We start from the raw sequence: 19,128 nt of genomic DNA on the forward strand, positions 1-19,128 counted from the left end.
CCTTAAAAATCGAAAATGGAAGACCCATTGGCCTCATCATGGTCGATTTTTGTTTCTTTGTTCTCTTTTTGGACGGGCTCAGGGTTGCCTGCTCCCATCATCTTGCGGATTTCTTCGACGGTGGGTTCCTGAACGGCCGCCGGCGAACGTTGGGTACTTGTCTCATCCTCTAACAGTAAGTCAGCAAGTAATTTCACAGAGCGCACATGCTCCCTCACTTTTTGCTCATTCCCATGCTGCAGCATCGCTTCCTGTATCTCACTGGACATCTTTTTCAAGACGGTTTCGTTGGTGATTGCCATAGATCGTTTTCTCCTTTTCCATAAAAGATGGTTCTCTGTCGTAGTTTAACACGTTCCCCTTTCCCCTGTCCTTCTCTCTCCTGCAGTTTCATCAAATGTTAAAAAGTTACCTCGCAAAATCCCTCTAATTAATCTTCCAGATAAGCTCCCTATTCTTGAAGACTCAGTTCCGAGATGTTTGTTGGAGTTTAGGGGCGGGCGGTGAGCCTCCTCAGGCTACGCCTTCCGGGGTCTCACCTGTCCCACACGTCCTTTTAGTTATCCGGTTCCCGCGCCTAGCGGCTAGTGAGACTTCCCTCGCTTCTGTACGATAAGTCAACATCGAATCGCTACGCTCACCGTGTTTCCTTTATCTCCGCCAGCTCAGTCCAGTCCATACGCCGCTGACCAAGGCGCCTCCACACTTAAAAATAGGAGTCTCACCGTTTCTCTCCGCCCCTTTACCATATAAGCGTCTCTAAACTCCTCCCAAAACAAGCAACTTTCGAGCGTAATAGAAGTTGTTGGAATCACTCTTAAAACAGCAACACTTATATTCTGAAGATTGCTATAGGGCCCTTTTCAAATAGAAAGCAGTTGTTTCGGAAGATGCTGCTACTGTGTATGTGGGGGCGTTTCTCACCTACTTCAAATGGGGTGGTTGGGAAGCTGCGAGACTCCCGTGGGAGAAGGAGATAGGCGAGATCCCGCAGGACGTAGTCCGAGGAAGCTCGGCGCTCCCCCACAGGAAAGCGAGTTGCTTCCCAGCCACCCCTGACGCTCATCCTAAGCAACGAACCCCGAAACATCTCAAAATCTAGTCTTACACAAGACTGCCATATTCTTTAATATGTAACTGTCAAAAATCGAACTATAAAAAAGAACCCCGACGAAATGGTCGAGGTTCTTGGGTTCTGAATTTATAGGGAGATGACTCCGATTTGGTTTAAGAAGATCAAAATGATCATGACTGGGGCAATGAACTTGACGATTATGAACCATACGTTGCCAAGCAGCCCATTTTTCATATCGGTAGCTTCCAATGCTTCAGACTTCTTAAAGTACCAGCCTACAAGAAGGGCCATAGATAGACCACCAAGTGGAAGCAGGATGTTGGAGGCAATATAATCCATCGAGTCAAGGATATTCAAGTCTCCGATCGGTGTGACGCCTGACCATAAGCCAAAGCCAAGGGAAACGCCAATTCCGAGTACAAACATGATGGATCCTACCAACACACTTGTAGCAAAACGCGTCCAGCCGAAAGCTCTCATAAAGTAAGCGGTCGGTACTTCCAGTATAGATACAGATGATGATAAGGATGCCAGTATTAGGGCGAAGAAGAACACAAGTCCGATGATTCCGCCAAATGGCATCTGCTCAAAAATACTTGGAAGTGTTATAAATACAAGAGGCGGGCCTGAACTTGGATCAATCCCAAATGCAAACACTGCCGGGAAAATCACAACACCTGAAATGATAGCGAAAAATGTATCCATGATCCCGATGCCAAGGGTTGCACTCGGCAACTTGTTTTCTTTTTTCAAATAACTGCCGTATGTCAGCATGGCTCCCATCCCAAGGCTCAAGGAGAAAAAGGCCTGCCCCAGGGCTGCTATATAAATGGAAGGATTGCTAAACGCCGTCCAGTCCGGCTGGAATAAGAATTTCAAACCTTCTGAAGCTCCATCCAAAGAAAGGCTGAAGACCGCAAGACCAATTAAAATGATAGCCAGCAATGGCATGAAAATCTTGTTTGCCGCTTCAATCCCTTTCTTAACACCGCTCAATACAATGACAATGGTTAGGATCATGAATAGTGCCGTCCAAGCAATCGGATGCCAGGAGTGGCTGATAAATTGACCAAACGCCCCTTCATAACCAACCTCAGGCGAAGTAAAGAATGAACCATTGATATAATTCCAAAAATAAAAGATCGCCCATCCGGCTACTACAGCATAGAATCCTAAAATCAAGAAAGCACTAGCAATACCAAAGAACCCCGTCAAATACCAGGGAGTCTTAGGAGCAAGTTTTTGGAATGAACCGACCACGTCGCTCGCTGCTTTCCTTCCAATACTAACTTCAGTCAATAACAGGGGTACACCGATTAAGAGTACAAATAATAAATACAAGATTAAAAAGGCGCCTCCACCATTATTACCTGCTACGAAGGAGAATCTCCATATATTTCCGAGCCCGACAGCTGATCCCATCGCGGCAAGCATAAAGCCCAGCTTCGTCCCCCACTGTTCTCTCGCCATACTCACTCAACTCCTCTCACTCATTCATCTTTTTCAGCCGCTCTCTTTTATTCGGCTTAGTGAAATATTCATCAGCATACCATAGAATGAGCGAGTGTAAATACATATTCTGAAATTTCATTTAATTTACAGTCGATAATCAATCACGGAAGGGTTTCCAGCTTGATTATTCATCTTTTTTTGATTCTTTTCAGCAAATTGCAAGCATTCTGTGCCTGTCGATTTCAAAACGTATGCAGAAGGCATCTCTTTCGTTTTAAAGCCATATGCCTCGCACGCTCTCGGAAAAGCTGGGTTCCAAGTTGTACGAAAATGCTTGCAACGGAAGCAGTTGACCTTTTTCATATCGACCCTCTCTCCTGGCAAATGATATGGTAGAATCATAGCACAGCTAAAGCCCGTTCTCTAGGAGGCTATTATGGAAGCATGGTTTAGTGAACAAATTGACCAAACCTTTACTACATTCGGTACCAGCCATACATGGATGCTCTTCATTTATTTGGTTGTTTCTGTAGTAATCCTTTTGATGCATCAAACCTTAAGAAATTCCACTGTCCTGCATAACCTTGTGCGTTTCAGTTTATTATTTTTGCTGATTTCATCTGAAATCAGCTACCAAACCTGGACAATCATGCACGGTCTCTGGATGGAAGGGAGCCACCTTCCCCTCCATTTATGTGGGATCGCTTCTTTATTAGGTGTGGTCGCACTCCTTACTTACCACCCAAAACTAATTAAGATCACTTTTTTCATTGGGATCCTGCCAGCAGCCATTGCCCTGGTCACCCCTGATATCCCTCATGGATATGAGCACTTCCGCTTTTGGAAGTTTTTTGTGCATCACATGGCCATCTCCTGGACAAGTCTCTTTTTGATTGTATCGACAAAAGTCACGATTAGAGGGAAAGACTTGGTTGAAACTTTTTTCTATTTGATCATCTACAGTGTGTTCATCTTTATTTTCAATACTTTCTTCCAAACCAATTATTTGTACTTGAACGGGCCACCCATTGCAGGAACCCCTCTGGACTGGATGGGAGAAGGTATCATGTATTATATCAGTCTAGTCTTAACAGCGTTCTTCGTTTTTTTCCTTATGTATTTCCTTTACAAGCTCATCAAGAAAACTAGATAGACGACTCCCCCACCACTATTCAATATAATGGCAGGATTGTGTAAGACTTGATTTCGAGACATTTATTGTGTGGATGGGGCTACGGGGAATGAGTCGCTTTCCGTGGGAGCGCGGTGAGCCTCCTCGGACTGCTTCCTGTGGGGTCTCACCATGCACTTTTTTCCCACAGGAGTCTTCCCATTCCCCTCCGCCCCTTGGCTAAATCTGTTTCTCGAAACCACTTCTCGGCAACTCCGCTTACAAGCTTAAGTGAAGTGAATGATATAAAGTACTCTCCAGTGATGATTCTGAGAGTGAAAGCCTGGTACAGAGCACTTTATTCCTGTTATTGGGTTGGAGTTGGAAGACCTCCCATCTTGTTGTTATAGGGGTTCGTTTCTCGCATACTCGAATGGGGGTAACGAACCCCTATACCGAGGGAGACTGTCTTCCACTTTCCTGGTATTATATGCATGAAAAGCTCTATAGCAATCTTTACGCACCCGAAATAGCTACCATGGGAGTTAGTTTTTCTTCTGTTTTCACTGTGGTAAAAGCTGATTATTCTGGATGTGGTTTCAAGACACTAATATGGTAAAGGGGCGGAGGAAAACGGTGAGACTCCTATTTTTAAGTGTGGAGGCGCCTTGGTCAGCGGCGTATGGACTGGACTGAGCTGGCGGAGATAAAGGAAACACGAAGAGCGTAGCGATTCGATGTTGACTTATCGTACAGAAGCGAGGGAAGTCTCACTAGCCGCTAGGCGCGGGAACCGGATAACTAAAAGGACGTGTGGGACAGGTGAGACCCCGGAAGGCGTAGCCTGAGGAGGCTCACCGCCCGCCCCATGGAAAGCGAACGGTTTCCCGGAGCCCCTAAACTCCAACAAACACCTCGAAACTGAGTCTTCCAAAAATAGTTTTGATATCAGAATAGGTAGGGTGCGTAGACGATGAGGATGATCAGCACCCAGATGACATCGACGAAATGCCAGTAATAGTTGAAGATTTTGTGTTTTTCTTTGAATAAAGCTCTCGGCATCGTCTGCTTGAACTGGACCATCAAAAGAATCATCCATACCAGCCCAAATGCAACGTGTGAGGCATGAAGTCCAACGAGTACATAAAAGGAAGCGAGGAAGTTGTTCATCGTAAGGGTGTAGCCTTCGCTCCAGTACTTGTAGAATTCATGAACTTCCAATCCCATAAAAATGCTCCCGAGCAGGAAAGTCGTACCGAGCCCGATCCAAATCTTTAAACGGTTCCAATTTTCTAACCCACTCTCCGCTATTAGTAAGGTACCGCTGCTTGAAAGAAGGAAAATGGATGTCAATACGACGGTTCGCAGCTCGTACACTTCTGTTGGATCGGCCCCTCTTGGTGATGGGGTGTAAAGGATATAGGTGGCGAACAACGTCGCAAACATGATTGCTTCGACGACCAAGTAGAGGAAGAAACCAAGCCGTTTGTCATTGAATAACACCTCTGACGTCTGCTTCATGACTCTTCCTCCTTTCGATACACAGCTTTCCTTTCATCATGGAACACACGGTAGATAAAGAAACCTAGCGCAGCGACGCCACCCATCACCTGAATCCAAACCCAGCCGTATATGAACCCTACACTCATGACGATCAAGACACCTGCGAGCAGGACAGGAGCGACTGTTTGAATAGCGATTGGACTAGGTCTAGGCTCTTCGGCTTTTGGAAGCCTCTTTCTTTCTACTTTGCTATACCAGTACGCATCGATGGAATTTATTTTCGGAATCGTTTGGAAAGGATGCTCAGGCGCCGGGGATCCGACGGTCCATTCCAGCGTCCGCCCATCCCACGGGTCTGCACCCACAGGGTCAGTAAGACGGTGAGTCTTATATAAATTCCAAGCGACAAATAGCATACTTGCCCCCATCAAAAACGCTCCGATCGTACTGACGAAATTCAATAGGAAAACACCATCTTCCCACGTGTAGGTGTAGACGCGGCGCGGCATCCCGTTTAAACCAGCAAAATGCTGGGGCATGAATGTCAAATGAAAACCGATGATGAAAAGCCAGAAATGCCATTTGCCCAATTTTTCATCAAGCATCTTCCCTGTCATTTTCGGATACCAATAGTAAATGCCTGCAAATGCCCCCAGAATTGTTCCACCAATCATCGTATAGTGAAAATGGGCTACAACGAAATATGAATCATGATATTGGTAGTCAGCCGCTGCTACGGCCAGCATAACCCCTGTTACTCCTCCAATGACAAATGTAGGGATGAACCCTAGTGAAAAGAGCATAGGAGTCGTTATTCGGACAACCCCTTTTCGCATCGTAAACAGCCAGTTGAATACTTTGATCCCAGTCGGAACAGCAATTAACATCGTGGTGATGGCAAAGATTGAATTGGCCAAGGCGCCAAGTCCAACCGTAAACATGTGGTGCGCCCACACCATAAACCCTAGAAGTCCGATTAGTGCGATCGCAATCACCATGGATGTGTATCCATACACTCTTTTTCTTGAAAAAGTCGAAATGACATCAGAAAAGATCCCGAAGGCAGGCAGAATCAAAATATACACTTCCGGGTGCCCGAAAATCCAGAATAAGTGCTGCCAATACACTGGATCTCCATATTCTCCAAGAAAGAAGCTCGTGCCATAAATACGGTCGAACATCAATAACAACAGGGCTACCGTCAAGACTGGAAAAGCGATCAAGATAAGAAAAGAAGTAACGAGGGTAGCCCAGGAGAATAAGGGCATCCTTGTCATCTTCATCCCTGGAGCCCGGAGACGGATGATGGTGACAATCATATTAATGGCTGTAAAAATCGTACCCAATCCTGACACTTGGAGACCGAATATGTAGTAGTTGTTATTAGGACCTGTAGTGAACGTATCTGTGGCTAGAGGCGCATAGGACGTCCACCCGGCATTCGGGGCAGCATTAAAGAAAAAAGCCATATTGAATATAACACCGCCGGATACAAACAACCAGAAGCTGATCGAATTCAAATAAGGAAATGCAAGATCATTGGCTCCCAACTGAAGAGGTACAGCGATATTCATTAAACCAATCAACAAAGGCATGGAAACGAAAAAAATCATCACTGTACCGTGCGTCGTAAAAACCTCGTTATACTTTTGAGATTGGAAGACCCAAAAATCATTTTCCGGTATAGCGAGCTGGGTCCGGATAAACATGGCATCAATGCCTCCACGGATAAAGAAAACCATGGAAAGCAAAATGTACATCGTTCCAATTTTCCGATTGTCCGTCGTGGTTATGTACTCCCAAATCAATGGCCATTTCTTTCTGGTCGTCATCCACCACATCAAGGCTATACCCAAAAGAATAGATACAATCCAGGCTACAACAATGTCCGAAGGAACTTGCCCTACAAAAGGTACGTTCATCCCATTCACCCCTTCCCCTCTTGTTTATTCTTCTTGCATCCAACTCTCAAAAGCTTCCTGACTGATCACTTTCGTTTCAAACCTCATCAGCGTATGTTCCGCTCCGCAAAACTCTGCACACTTCCCCTGATACATCCCCTCTTCACGTGGCTCAAACGATAACCTTGTCTCTTCACCTGGCAGGACATCAATTTTCCCTGATAAATTCGGAACCCAGAAGGAATGGATGACATCATTAGAGGTCAGGCGGAATTCAACTACCTGATCTACAGGTAAAATAAGCTCATCATAGGATTCTTTCCCGTTTTCATAAGTGAATTTCCAATTAAACTGCTGACCTACCACTTCGACGATCATGGCGTTGTCCTTAGATCCTTCAGCTGAACCTGATACTTTCGAGGTTAAATCATATGTAGCTTTTACCGTCGGAACGGCTAAAATCGCAAGTAATAAAATAGGAATGACCGTCCATGTGATTTCCAGCCATTTGTTTTCTTTTTCGTCTGCTGGAACATCAAATTTTGTCCCCTTTCTTTCACGGAATTTCCTAAGAAAATAGACAAACAAAACGAAGACGACAATCAGTACCAGCATCATAATGCCGAAACTCAGATAGATTAGATTCGTCAATGTATCTGCAGTATCGCTTTTTGGGTTCAGTACCCTCATTTGACACCCAGACAAGAAAGCGATTACAACAAAGGGCCAGAATAGTTTCTTCACTCACTCTTACCTCCCCGCTCAGTTGAATATCCAGAGTTATAGAACTGCCTAGTTATGCTCTATTACCTAATCCTTACAGAACAAAACGCCTTCTTTTTTCCCACAAATGCTTCATAGTTTTAAGACTTCGTTTAGTTATTTATGTAAGGAATTGCGGGTGAAGTGGGCACTCCCCCGACACACCACCTTCTACAAAAAAGGATGGAAACTCAAGTATTCTGCGTATCCGTAAGTGTTGTTCAACACTATAGGAAAGAAAAGCCCCCATTTCTGAGTGGGTCAGAAATGGGGGCTTCGTTGTTATCTTCCATGAAGATTTTCAAGCCTTTCAATGCGGGCTTCCAGTTTTTCATACTCTTCTTTTGAAACAAAGCCCAGTTCCTTCATTTGATCCTGGAACCTGGCTTTCGCTTGTTCATTCCATTCTTTATCTTTGTTTTGTCCTTTGGAAATCCATTGATTCATCCAATTGTTGACCATTGTCTTTGCTTGTGAGGGGCTGATTTCTCCGCGCTTCACCATTTCGTTGACCATTTTTTCAAAACGTTCCTTGCCACTGATGGCAGCGCCTAAACCCAGGTGGAATCCTTTCTTTAATAAATCACTCATCCTTCATTCCTCCTATTGTGATGGATGCGTTTCAACATCCTCAAGTGATTGAACGAACTAACGAAAAAGCCAAGCACACCTATTCCTGAAAGGATACTCCCGATCCACACAGTCGGGAGGACAGGAACGATGAATGTGTAATATAAAGCGGCTGCACCGATCCCTGCAATGACGAGCGAAAAGAACGTATAAAATAAATAATATTGATGAAACAGATGGTTTTTCTGATGATAACTCTTCCATTCCCTCTCTTTATCTCCATCCTCGAGATACTCGACCAACGCTCTCGGCAAAGAAAGGAGCGGGCGAGCTGTCTCTTTTGCGATTTCTTTATAAAGAGAGAAACTGGACGCTTCTCCTGACATCCATTTCTTAATGACGGGTCTGCCCCACTGAATCAAATCGATCTGAGGGTAAACACTCGTGAGCACCCCTACAATGATCGAAGTCGCACGTCCTAAAAATGCATAATCGGCTGGGAGTTGAATCGGCTGCTCTTTCACAAACTCTTGCAAATCGCCCAGCATATCATTCATCATATGCGCATCCAACTTGTCAAAGTTCCCATCCAAGTACATGTCTGTCGTCTGCTTCAGCAGTTTCTTCACTTTTTCTGTATCCGCATCAGGAAGTAGGAAATCCATTTCCTGCAGCGATTCAATCACTCTGTCGTAATCATCTAGTATGAAACCTTGAATCATTTTCCGGATTGAATTGGCATCTTCATTTTTGATTTCCCCGACCATTCCGAAGTCGATGACGACGACCGTACCATCTTCTTTTAACATCAGATTTCCGGGGTGCGGATCAGAGTGGAACATTCCTGCATAGAGAAACTGTTCGACACACAAATCAAACAACGTACGAGCGATTCCTTCACGGTCAATGCCATGCTTTTTAATAAAAGATAAGTCCGTGATTTTTGTTCCTTCGATCCATTCCATGACAAGGACACGTTTCGTCGATAGATCGGAATAATAATCAGGAATGTAGACATCATCAAAATCTGCAAACCTCTTTTTGAAATGGTTGCCGTTTTCAAGCTCCATCGTAAAATCCAGTTCGTTGCTGATCACCCGGACGACTTCACGATACAAAGCGGGCAAATCTGCTTTTTTCCCGTAAACAGTAAGCTTATCCAGCATCCAAAATACAATTTTCAATGCTTTAAAATCCATTCGAAACGTATCGCGAACCCGGTATCGTTGGACTTTGACAGCTACAGGCGTACCGTCTTTCAAATGCGCTTTATAGACTTCCCCAATGGAAGCTGATGCAACTGAATCTTCATTGATATCTGATAGGTATGCATCAAGGGATGCATTCCAATCTTCCTCTATAGTCTTTTTAGAATACTGGAAGGGGATTGGCTCAACTCTGTCGACGAGCCCCTCTAATTCTTTAATAAATGACTGGGGTAATAGATCTCCTCTTGAGCTTAAAAATTGCCCGAATTTGATCAAGAGACCACCTAATAAAACAGCCTTTTTACGATATTCTTCTGCTTGCTTTGCCAGCATTTCCTCCCATTTCCGCTTCGTATCCTGATCCCAAATCCGATGCCTTTTTTCAAACCAGAAAATTTGTATGAGAAACTTCAACGCCATCCAGACGATGATGGAAATCCTATATATGGATATGTATTTCAACCGTTGTCCCATTTTCCTCCCCCTTCATACTTCTGTACTTCATTCTTCCCTTCTCTTATTATCATCAATCATGAAAATTTTTCAGCTTAAGGGGTTAATTTTACCTATAACTTTATTCCCAATAAATTTATTTCGGGTTCCGAAAATCAATCCAAAATGACTATTCTAATTTTTTAGAATATTCTACATAATAAAACTTAGATGTTTTTACAATTTTTTCATAGGGGGATCATATTTTGAAGAATAAGAAACTAACAGCTTTACTGTCAGCCGGTGCTTTGACCTTGTCTTTGCTCTCTCCAGCTGCTGTAACAGAAGTAAGCGCAAGCAAAGTCCAGGAAAATTGGAATGTCGAACGGTACAGTGAAAAGATAGATATTGATGGTCAATTGCAGCGCTTGGACGATAGCGAAAGCTTCCAGAGACAAGCAAAGCAAACGATTAAGGATAATGCATCCAAAGTAAACTTTAATGGGGAAGAAGGAAGCGAATCTGAATCAAACGAGGAAGCTACAAGTACTTCTGCCGCAGGTGAAACGAAACAATTCCTCACTAGGGATTTAGCTTTTAAAGAGTTTACTCTTCAAAGCGTAGGAGAACATGCAGAAGTATGGGTAGCGAATGACCTTTCCTTCCCTGAAGGAGACGAGCGTCCGGCTCATGTAGTCACACAAGAACAAGCGGACAAAATGGCAAAAGAATTCGATGAAAACATGTATCCTGTAGCCACTGATTTCTTTGGCTCTCCAGATACATTGGACGGAACGAATGCTCAACTTGAAGATTTAGGTATTGTTCCTGAAGGCTATTATCAAGGCGACGGTGACAAAGTCATCATCCTTGTCGATAACGTTACAGATGATAATTATAACGACCCCACGTACCCATTCTTCGTGGCCGGGTTCTTCTGGCAGACACTAGAGAATTACATGGATCGTAACATCATCACGATCGATTCAAGAGACTGGGATACACGCCTGGAAAGCACATTCTTCGGAACGACGATCCATGAACTCCAGCACTTGATCCATGCAGACAACGACGGTGACGAAACTTCCTGGTTAAATGAAGGAATGTCGACTTTCTCTGAATACTTAGGTGGCTATGGCCTGGATTCAGGATCTATCAACTTCCTGCTTGACCACCCGGAAAACTCGTTAACAAACTGGGATGACCATCGTATGGCTGAAACAGGTCCTGAAACCATTGCTGATTATGGCCTGGTTCAACTATTCACCCTTTACAACTACGAAAGATTTGGACAAGAGTTCATCCGCCACATTGCAAAAGATGAGCTGAACAGTATTGAAAGTTTTGAAACCGCCTATAAAGACTTTGGTTTGAACGTAACATTCAATGAAGTTTACCAAGACTTCTCTACAGCCTTAGTTGTTGATGATCCGAAATTCAAAGGCGGAAAATATGGTTTTGAAAACATCGATCTGCGCAACCTTCCTGTTGGGGACGGGGAAACACGCGGCAAAACCGTCAACTTCGAAAAAGCGAAAGACTATGAAAAAGAGGGTGTGCCTGCCTGGGGTACAGACTTTAAAGAGTTCAACTTTGAACCAGGTGAGAAAGTAGAGTCCTTCAAGTTTAATGGCGTAGATTTTGAAGATAACACGTGGGAATCCGTTACCGATCCTTTAGGAAGCGATAACGAAGTGCTTTCTGCCGGAACAGGAGACGAATTGGACAACAATTTGATTTTTAAAGCAGACTTAACAGATGTTGAAGATGCGACACTGAACTTCGACCACTTTGTGGACATTGAAGAGAGCTGGGATTATGGTGTCGTTCAAGTCTCCACAGACAACGGACAAACATGGACGTCCCTTGAAAACGAAAACACGCGATCCGATGTCGTCGAAGAAGGTTATCCGAAAATCAAAGAAAATGTTCCTGGTTTCACCGGACACTTTGAAGATTACCAGTCTGAGAGCTTCGACCTTTCTGAGTATGCTGGACAAGAGGTCCACATCTCTTTCCGTTACTTGACAGACTGGGGTTACAATGACACAGGCTGGTTCATTGATAACATCGAAGTGCCTGAAATCGGATTGAGTTATGATGGAAGTACAAAAGAACCGTTCATGTCTAAAGCGGAACTTCTCGGAAATTATGTAGACTATGGCGTTACGTTCATTAAAGAGAAAAACAACGGGAAGTATCAAGTGGTTGAAGTCGATCCATTCAATGTTACAGAAGAGGATGCATTGGAGCTTCAACAAGTGTTCCGACCTGGTAAGACGTACATGACGACGTACTATGCGGCTCCACAGGACAGCTTGAACCCTGTTGAATTCGAATATCAAGTAGAGTACAAAGAAAAAGGCCCAAAAAAGAATAAGTAAATTCCTTCCCCCAGTCGTATGACTGGGGGTATTTTAATGGTTGGAATTAAGGTTCGAATGATCTTCTTCTCTCTTGCGTGATTTCCACCTGGGTTGGATGGAATAACTCAAGCTCTATGAGAGATTCTCTATTCCATATCAACGATTCCCCTCACACGTTTTCCTAACAGTTGCGCCTTCTATACCAACTGTGTGAAAATTTATTATATAAAGGAGTGTTGCGGATGCATATACGTGAATTGGAAGTCAAAGAGTTACATACCGTTGCCGAATGGCTGTTTAAAGTGAACGAACAAGATCACCATTACGTGGCCTGGATGGCTTCTGAACAAAATGAGATCTTTGAACAGATATGGACGTTGACGCAGTTCAAAGAACCTCTTGCCTATGTAGCCCGGGAAGGAGAAGAAATCATCGGTTTCCTTGGCATCCTGCCTTTTTTCGAACAAAAACTATGCCGCCTGCTCGGGCCTTTCGCTATCAAGGATCAGGAGGAAGTCATCGAACGTTTATGGGACAAAGCATCTTTAACGGCGCAGCTACACTTTGATGTCGTGAAGGTGGCCTGTTTTGCTGCCAATGAAGCACTCGTTTCCTTTACAGAGAGACATCAGTTTCAGATGTACAATGTGGAACGGACGTTAGCTGTCCATAAATCTTCCTACGAAGCCAATGAAACTAAAAACACGTCGATTGTCGGGCTTAGTCAGGAAGACTATGAAGCTTTGGATGACATCCACCCATCAGCCGCTTACTATACGACAAAAGAAATGTTGCATCTATCTCTGGATGAGGGCAATTATCTGTGGGGCTACCAGCAGAACGGAGAGTTAATTGGATACATTTACTTCGAAACCATCATCTCCGGACATGAGGGAGAAATTTGCTTTGTGAATGTAGACGCTGATCACCGGAGCAGTGGTGTCGGTTCAGAGCTCATCCATCATGCGTTGCAGTATGCGTTCTATGCCCTTGAACTGGATGTTGTCACCCTTTCAGTCAGAACAGAGAACCAACAGGCAGAAGCCTTATATAAACAATTCGGATTTAAAGAAATTCACACCATTTATGCCTATCAAAAAGAAATGAAACCAGAACCGCCGCTTTCCACAACCATCCATTAAAAAAAAGGAGGGATCCCATGGAGCTTTTCATTCGTGAGACATTAGAAAAAGTCAACGACACCTCAACCGTACGCTCCATCAAATCTGTGAGCGGAGGAGATATCAATCAGTCGTTTTATGTAGAAACAAATCTTCGTCCTTATTTTATTAAAGTTAATGAAAAAGTCGCGAGCCATTTTTTCCAGGTGGAAGCCGAGGGATTAGGGCTGATCAAGGAAACAGGAACGATCCGCGTACCTGAAGTTTTCCATTATGACTGCCCGGATGGTGATGAAAAAGCCGCTCTAGTTATGGAATGGATCGAAAAAGGTTCTTCAGATGCTTCCCATTCCCTCGGAAAGAGCTTGGCTCACATGCATCAGCATACCTCAGTCAAATACGGATACGGAAAACCGACGTTCGTCGGTGAATTGGATCAACCGAATGAGTGGTGTCCTTCTTGGACAGAGTATTACAGCCGCTACCGTTTAGGTGGACAGTTGAAAACAGGAGTAACCAAAGGTACGATTTCAGGTCTACGCGAAGAACGATTGAGAAAACTGATTGATGAAATCGAAGGATTCATTCCAGAAAAACCAAAAGCCTCTCTCCTGCACGGCGATTTATGGGGCGGGAATTGGATGACCTCTCGTGAGGGCGATCCTGTTTTGATCGATCCGTCTACCCTCTACGGAGACCATGCGTTCGAACTTGCCTTCACCGAGCTGTTTGGAGGGTTCCCATCAAACTTTTTAGATCAGTACAACGCGTATTTCGCGCTTCCCGATGATTATCAGGATACCAAACCCATCTACCAGCTTTTCTATTTGCTCGTCCACCTTAATATCTTTGGCGAAATGTATGGATCACAAGTGGATCGGATTTTGAAAACCTATGTCGGTTGATTCAGGAATAGGCCCTCCCCTTTCCTGAATCCGATATTTCCACTAGATCAAGCGGATAGGGTTCAAAATAGGTCTGCTGTTTAAGATACTCACTTTGAAAACGGGCGACCCAACAATTCAGCACACTCAATACAGCACTTAAGGGAACTTTCTCTTCTTTATATTGTTCCAAGAGGCTGCGGAAGCTTTCTTTCTCCTCTTTAGACAGATCCTTTTTGAAGTAACCTGCGATATGCTGACACACGTTTACATGGGCACTTGGTTTTGCAGGCTTGCTCATGAGCTCATGCAGCAACGGTTCATAGCTCTCAATGACCTGCTCAAAATCAAGGTGATCATGATTCGCGACCGTTTGTCCCATTTTCTTGAGTGTACCAGGATGATAAGCCATAAATAGGTATTTGTTACGGGCATGAAATTGCTGCAACCCTTTCATTCCCTCTTCTTTCTTCGTCTCCCTGAAGTCAGCTAAAGTAAACAACTTCGTTAAAAAGTGGTGCCTCAATGTGAAGTTTTTCAGCCTTCCTTCTTCTTCAATGGCAAGTCCTCCATGCCGATGAAGGATTTTTTTCGCGAAAAAACCTGACGTCTTCCCGACCACTTGAGAGTTCCCTTCACTGTGATAAACTTTCACGTCATGCATGCCGCACGTCGGGGATCGGTTTTTCAATAAAAAACCATCCACGTCGGTCAAATGCTCAAGAAAACCTTCGGAGAACTCATTCATGGTATTCGTAAGATTTTCCCCTGTTTTCGGCTGGACAAGCTGTTCTTCTTCGCCAGCCACAATACGAATGACTTCACGTGGGACACCAAGCCCGATTTCAACTTCTGGACAAACGGGTATAAACTTTACATGGGACTGCATACGCTGAACGGCTTTATCTGGAATAACGGCTCCATTATAGCGGACCTCTGCAAATTCCAAACAACGGCTGACAACGACTTTCGGTGTAGGGAAATGCCGCATTTCCTTTTCCCCTTTCTGACAAATACAAGTACTAGCAAACGTTCCTCATTTTCTACTTCCATAAACACAAACCGCCGATCATCTACAAATTTCCTATTGGTTTTTGACGGAAAACGTAATAGAATAAATAGTGTTGCATAATTATTCTCAAGTATTTATAAATAAAAAAATCAGACAACGTCAGGAGAGATTTTGGATGAGAGCGAAAGACTTCAAAGCATCATCACACTTAAAGTTCATAATTCCATCCTTGATCGGAATATTCCTATTCATGTTTCCGATCTTCGGGGATGACGGGGCCGTAACCATTCCAATCGCGATTCTAGCCGGTTGGGTGGAAACCTGGCTTGCCGACTATTTATCCTTGATCATGACGATCATTATTACCATTACAGCTATTGGGACGGTTATCGCAAAGGCGGCTGGCAAAGAAGCTCTGAGTGGTTCACCATTTTTCCAGTCTCTATTTAATGTTCCACCAGTATGGATGGTTACTCGCCTATTAGGTATGATCTTCGCCATCATGGTTTACTTTCAAATCGGACCTGAAGCGATTATAAGTGCCAACACAGGTGGCTTACTTCTTGACTCCCTTCTACATGTTCTCTTTGCCGTTTTTCTATTTGCAGGATTGTTTTTACCACTGCTTTTGAACTACGGGCTGCTTGAACTGTTCGGAGTCATCTTAACAAAAATCATGCGTCCACTATTCCGATTGCCGGGACGTTCTTCCATCGATTCCTTAGCCTCCTGGTTAGGAGATGGAACCATCGGTGTCCTTCTTACAAGTAAACAATATGAAGAGGGTTATTATACGAAGCGTGAAGCAGCTGTTATCGGGACAACCTTTTCCGTTGTATCCATTACCTTCAGCCTTGTAGTCATTCAAGAGGTGGGTCTTGGCGATATGTTCGGTCAGTTTTACTTAACTGTAGCAATCGCAGGCTTCATCGCTGCTTTGATCATGCCGAGAATCCCGCCTCTTTCTAGAAAAGCAGATACGTATGTAACGGAAGAACCAAGCGATCAAAAAGAAGAAGTGCCCGAACATCACAACTTGATCACTTACGGCTATACTAAAGCCGTAGAACGAGGCAGCAAAGCGAGCGGAATCGGGAACTTCCTAAAACAGGGAACCCAGAATATCCTGGATATGTGGATGGGTGTAGCACCAATTGTTATGGCACTGGGTACCATCGCGCTCGTCATTGCCGAGTTCACTCCATTTTTCACATGGATCGGCATGCCTTTCATTCCACTTCTTGAGCTGATGCAGGTTCCTTATGCACAGGAAGCATCTGAAACAATCCTTGTTGGTTTCGCGGACATGTTCCTTCCTGCGATTATCGGATCCTCTATCGAAAGTGAAATGACCCGTTTCATCATTGCATCTTTATCTGTAACGCAGTTGATTTATATGTCTGAAGTTGGTGGTCTATTGCTTGGATCTAAAGTTCCAGTCAATATCAAAGACCTATTCATCATCTTCCTTCTAAGAACCATCATCACACTGCCAATTATCACTCTAATCGCGCATCTATTATTCTAAAGCAAAAGCACTTCCTCCAAACGAGGAAGTGCTTTTTTCATCCAATAAAATCCAGATTTCTTATGGAAGTAAATGGAATACTTGATTTCGAGATTTTTGTTGAGTGGATGGGGCTGCGGGGAATGACTCGCTTTCCGCGGGAGCGCGGTGAGCCTCCTCGGACTGCGTCCTGTGGGGTCTCACCCTGCACTTTTTTCCCGCAGGAGTCTCGCCACTCCCCTCCGCCCTTTGCGATATAAGTGTCTCGAAACCACTTCTAAAAAATCAGCTTGTATGGTTGTGAGAAGTGGAACCCCATACAGGGTAAAACAACTTCCAAAACCGCTGCTCTCTAGTTAAAAAAATCTCTGAATGCTGGCTTAAATGCTTGCTTAACAAGTATATACACCTGCGCCTCTCTTAGGTATGAAAACATAAGTGGTTTCGAGACACTTATAAAGTTAAGGGGCGGAGGGAAACGGTGAGACTCCTATGGGACGTGTGGGACAGGTGAGACCCCGGAAGGCGTAGCCTGAGGAGGCTCACCGCCCGCCCCATGGAAAGCGAACCTTTTCCCGGAGCCCCTAGAACCACACAATCTTCTCGAAACTGAGTCTTCCACAATCGGGAGCTTATATGGAAAAAACCGCTAAGCTTTTGGGGGGCTTAGCGGTTTTTTAGGAGTTCGAGCATTTTTTGTGCTGTTGACAGGCTTGACTGTGGGTTTTGTCCGGTGACGAAGGGATCGTCGCTGACGACGTGATCCGAGTAAGCCTCACCAGAATCAAACTCTGCTCCCGCTTCCTTCAAACGGTCTTCCAGCATAAACGGAACAACGGAATCGAGTCCCGTTTCTTTTTCTTCCTCGTTCGTAAAGCCGGTGATCTTTTTACTTTCCACAAGTGGCTGGCCATTATGATCCTCAACGCCAACAAAGCCTGCAGGTCCATGACATACAGCACCAATGACTTTTCCTTCTGTTAAAAAGTGCCGGAGTAATTCTTCAAGCTCATCATTTTCCGGGAAGTCGACCATCGTTCCGTGCCCCCCGCAAAGAAAAATTCCTGCAAATTCTGTTGGGTCTACTTCGGCTAGAGGAACGGTTTTATTGATGGGTTCCATGACGCCGTCCCAAACCTTCGGCAGTCTATTGCTATAGCTGTTCGGATCGATGGGCGGACGTCCTCCTTTGGGGCTCGCTGCTATGACTTCATAACCCGCTTCCTTGAACTCCGTTGCAGGCTCAACAAATTCCTGAAGCCATAATCCTGTTTCATGTTTTCCGTCCAATTGGTCCGCATTCGTCACAATCATTAATATCTTTTGATCCATGATCAGCAACCTCCTTGTCCATATCCCTCCTATTATTTACAAATGAAATCATTTCAATCACAATACTTTTTTCATCCAAACCTGCTGCATTTTGGTTTCGAACCCTGCTTTCATCAATGCTTCATAGGCGGAACTCGTTTCAGGCATATTGAAGGCAGTGATGGTGGCATCCGGATAGCTGGAACGAAGGGTTTTCAGGCATTCCTTCCCCTTGTGTTCAGACTGTAGCTGAAATAATGTGATCTGCCCTTTCTCATTCCGTGTGAAGACTAAGCCACCGAGGATTTCTTCAGCATCCGTGACTTTGTAAAACTCCCCCTTATCTATGGAAAAGGGTTGATTCTGCCATGGGTATTCCCCTTTGGATAGTTGCTCCTTCCATTCACCTTCACTTATGGATTCTAAACGGTTCGGGGTTTCTCCTGTATCCCCTCCGGGTGTGGATCTCATGATGTGTAAATGATCCACTACTTGATATCCATACCTTTCGTATAAAGCAATCGCGGATCGGTTATCTGATATCGCTTCTAATATAGCTACAGTGGCGCTCTCTTTTTCATACATAGATAAAGAGGAGTGAACCAGCAAGCGTCCCACTCCTCTTTTACGATACGAAGGGTGCACAGCTGTCCCTCCGTTGTATGCCGTTTTTATTCCGTCGATCTCTTGGATGCCATTCAAAACGATCCCTACAGGCTTTTCTTCATCATACACGATGAATGAATAAGCAGGAGATAATCGTTTAGAGCTGATCATTTTTAAAAATCCATCCAACTCCATTTGAATTTGGACCGAGTAATCTTGAAATCCCTCATTCCAGGATGTAAGGGCATGGTCAAAAGAACAATCCTTCATAGACATCACTCTCATCAGGTTTCCCCTCCTTTAATTT

16 protein-coding genes are annotated in these 19,128 nt (G+C 44.3%); 5 read left to right on the top strand and 11 right to left on the bottom strand.

The features are described 5' to 3' along the window. Window positions 1-2 precede the first annotated feature (2 nt). The 3 genes from GLV98_RS08655 to GLV98_RS08665 all read right to left on the bottom strand — a co-directional run bounded on the left by GLV98_RS08655 (window position 3) and on the right by GLV98_RS08665 (window position 2,890). Window positions 3-302: a YwdI family protein gene (locus GLV98_RS08655; protein ID WP_160914050.1), complete on the bottom strand. Its 300-nt coding sequence runs from the start codon at window positions 300-302 to the stop codon at window positions 3-5. A gap of 899 nt (window positions 303-1,201) precedes the next feature. Further along, complete coding sequence (locus tag GLV98_RS08660) at window positions 1,202-2,545, bottom strand: sodium-dependent transporter (protein WP_160914051.1); 1,344 nt, start codon at window positions 2,543-2,545, stop codon at window positions 1,202-1,204. A gap of 126 nt (window positions 2,546-2,671) precedes the next feature. Beyond that, window positions 2,672-2,890, bottom strand: a complete 219-nt coding sequence (locus GLV98_RS08665) for a uracil-DNA glycosylase (RefSeq protein WP_160914052.1) — start codon at window positions 2,888-2,890, stop codon at window positions 2,672-2,674. A 73-nt stretch (window positions 2,891-2,963) separates the two neighbouring features. On the opposite strand from GLV98_RS08665, the gene GLV98_RS08670 reads away from it, so the two are divergent. Further along, on the top strand, window positions 2,964-3,680 hold the full coding sequence (locus GLV98_RS08670) for a TIGR02206 family membrane protein (protein ID WP_160914053.1): 717 nt from the start codon (window positions 2,964-2,966) through the stop codon (window positions 3,678-3,680). A 906-nt stretch (window positions 3,681-4,586) separates the two neighbouring features. Here the strand turns inward: GLV98_RS08670 and GLV98_RS08675 are convergent. From GLV98_RS08675 to GLV98_RS08695, 5 genes are all read right to left on the bottom strand, one after another. Then, entirely contained in the window at window positions 4,587-5,159 is a 573-nt protein-coding gene (locus GLV98_RS08675) for a cytochrome c oxidase subunit 3 (protein ID WP_160914054.1), read from the bottom strand. Continuing rightward, a complete protein-coding gene (gene ctaD / locus GLV98_RS08680; protein ID WP_160914055.1) occupies window positions 5,156-7,063 on the bottom strand; it encodes a cytochrome c oxidase subunit I in 1,908 nt (635 codons plus the stop codon). Before ctaD ends, GLV98_RS08675 begins: the two co-directional genes overlap by 4 nt. A gap of 24 nt (window positions 7,064-7,087) precedes the next feature. Further along, window positions 7,088-7,786, bottom strand: a complete 699-nt coding sequence (coxB, locus tag GLV98_RS08685; RefSeq protein WP_160914057.1) for a cytochrome c oxidase subunit II — start codon at window positions 7,784-7,786, stop codon at window positions 7,088-7,090. 300 nt (window positions 7,787-8,086) lie between these two features. Next, a complete protein-coding gene (locus GLV98_RS08690) occupies window positions 8,087-8,395 on the bottom strand; it encodes a phasin family protein (protein WP_160914059.1) in 309 nt (102 codons plus the stop codon). Beyond that, window positions 8,392-10,056: an ABC1 kinase family protein gene (locus GLV98_RS08695; RefSeq protein WP_160914061.1), complete on the bottom strand. Its 1,665-nt coding sequence runs from the start codon at window positions 10,054-10,056 to the stop codon at window positions 8,392-8,394. The genes GLV98_RS08690 and GLV98_RS08695 overlap by 4 nt, the downstream gene beginning before the upstream one ends. Before the next feature lie 224 nt (window positions 10,057-10,280). Between GLV98_RS08695 and GLV98_RS08700 the strand changes: the two genes are divergently transcribed. The 3 genes from GLV98_RS08700 to GLV98_RS08710 all read left to right on the top strand — a co-directional run bounded on the left by GLV98_RS08700 (window position 10,281) and on the right by GLV98_RS08710 (window position 14,406). Continuing rightward, on the top strand, window positions 10,281-12,398 hold the full coding sequence (locus tag GLV98_RS08700; protein ID WP_160914063.1) for a choice-of-anchor J domain-containing protein: 2,118 nt from the start codon (window positions 10,281-10,283) through the stop codon (window positions 12,396-12,398). A gap of 224 nt (window positions 12,399-12,622) precedes the next feature. Next, on the top strand, window positions 12,623-13,522 hold the full coding sequence (locus GLV98_RS08705) for a GNAT family N-acetyltransferase (protein ID WP_160914065.1): 900 nt from the start codon (window positions 12,623-12,625) through the stop codon (window positions 13,520-13,522). 17 nt (window positions 13,523-13,539) lie between these two features. Further along, the gene (locus tag GLV98_RS08710; RefSeq protein ID WP_160914067.1) at window positions 13,540-14,406 is read left to right on the top strand and encodes a fructosamine kinase family protein; all 867 of its coding nucleotides are present in this window, start codon (window positions 13,540-13,542) and stop codon (window positions 14,404-14,406) included. A 1-nt stretch (window position 14,407) separates the two neighbouring features. Here the strand turns inward: GLV98_RS08710 and GLV98_RS08715 are convergent, their stop codons facing one another. Beyond that, window positions 14,408-15,376, bottom strand: coding sequence for a YbgA family protein (locus GLV98_RS08715; RefSeq protein ID WP_160914069.1), 969 nt, complete (start codon window positions 15,374-15,376; stop codon window positions 14,408-14,410). A 196-nt stretch (window positions 15,377-15,572) separates the two neighbouring features. On the opposite strand from GLV98_RS08715, the gene GLV98_RS08720 reads away from it, so the two are divergent. After that, the gene (locus GLV98_RS08720; protein WP_160914071.1) at window positions 15,573-16,925 is read left to right on the top strand and encodes a YjiH family protein; all 1,353 of its coding nucleotides are present in this window, start codon (window positions 15,573-15,575) and stop codon (window positions 16,923-16,925) included. 645 nt (window positions 16,926-17,570) lie between these two features. Here the strand turns inward: GLV98_RS08720 and GLV98_RS08725 are convergent. Both GLV98_RS08725 and GLV98_RS08730 read right to left on the bottom strand, forming a co-directional pair. Further along, on the bottom strand, window positions 17,571-18,236 hold the full coding sequence (locus tag GLV98_RS08725) for a type 1 glutamine amidotransferase domain-containing protein (RefSeq protein ID WP_202409966.1): 666 nt from the start codon (window positions 18,234-18,236) through the stop codon (window positions 17,571-17,573). A 57-nt stretch (window positions 18,237-18,293) separates the two neighbouring features. Further along, on the bottom strand, window positions 18,294-19,106 hold the full coding sequence (locus tag GLV98_RS08730; protein ID WP_160914073.1) for a GNAT family N-acetyltransferase: 813 nt from the start codon (window positions 19,104-19,106) through the stop codon (window positions 18,294-18,296). Window positions 19,107-19,128 lie beyond the last annotated feature (22 nt).

Origin of the sequence: Halobacillus litoralis (genome assembly GCF_009856415.1) — a bacterium.
Lineage (GTDB): Bacteria > Bacillota > Bacilli > Bacillales > Halobacillaceae > Halobacillus > Halobacillus litoralis_C.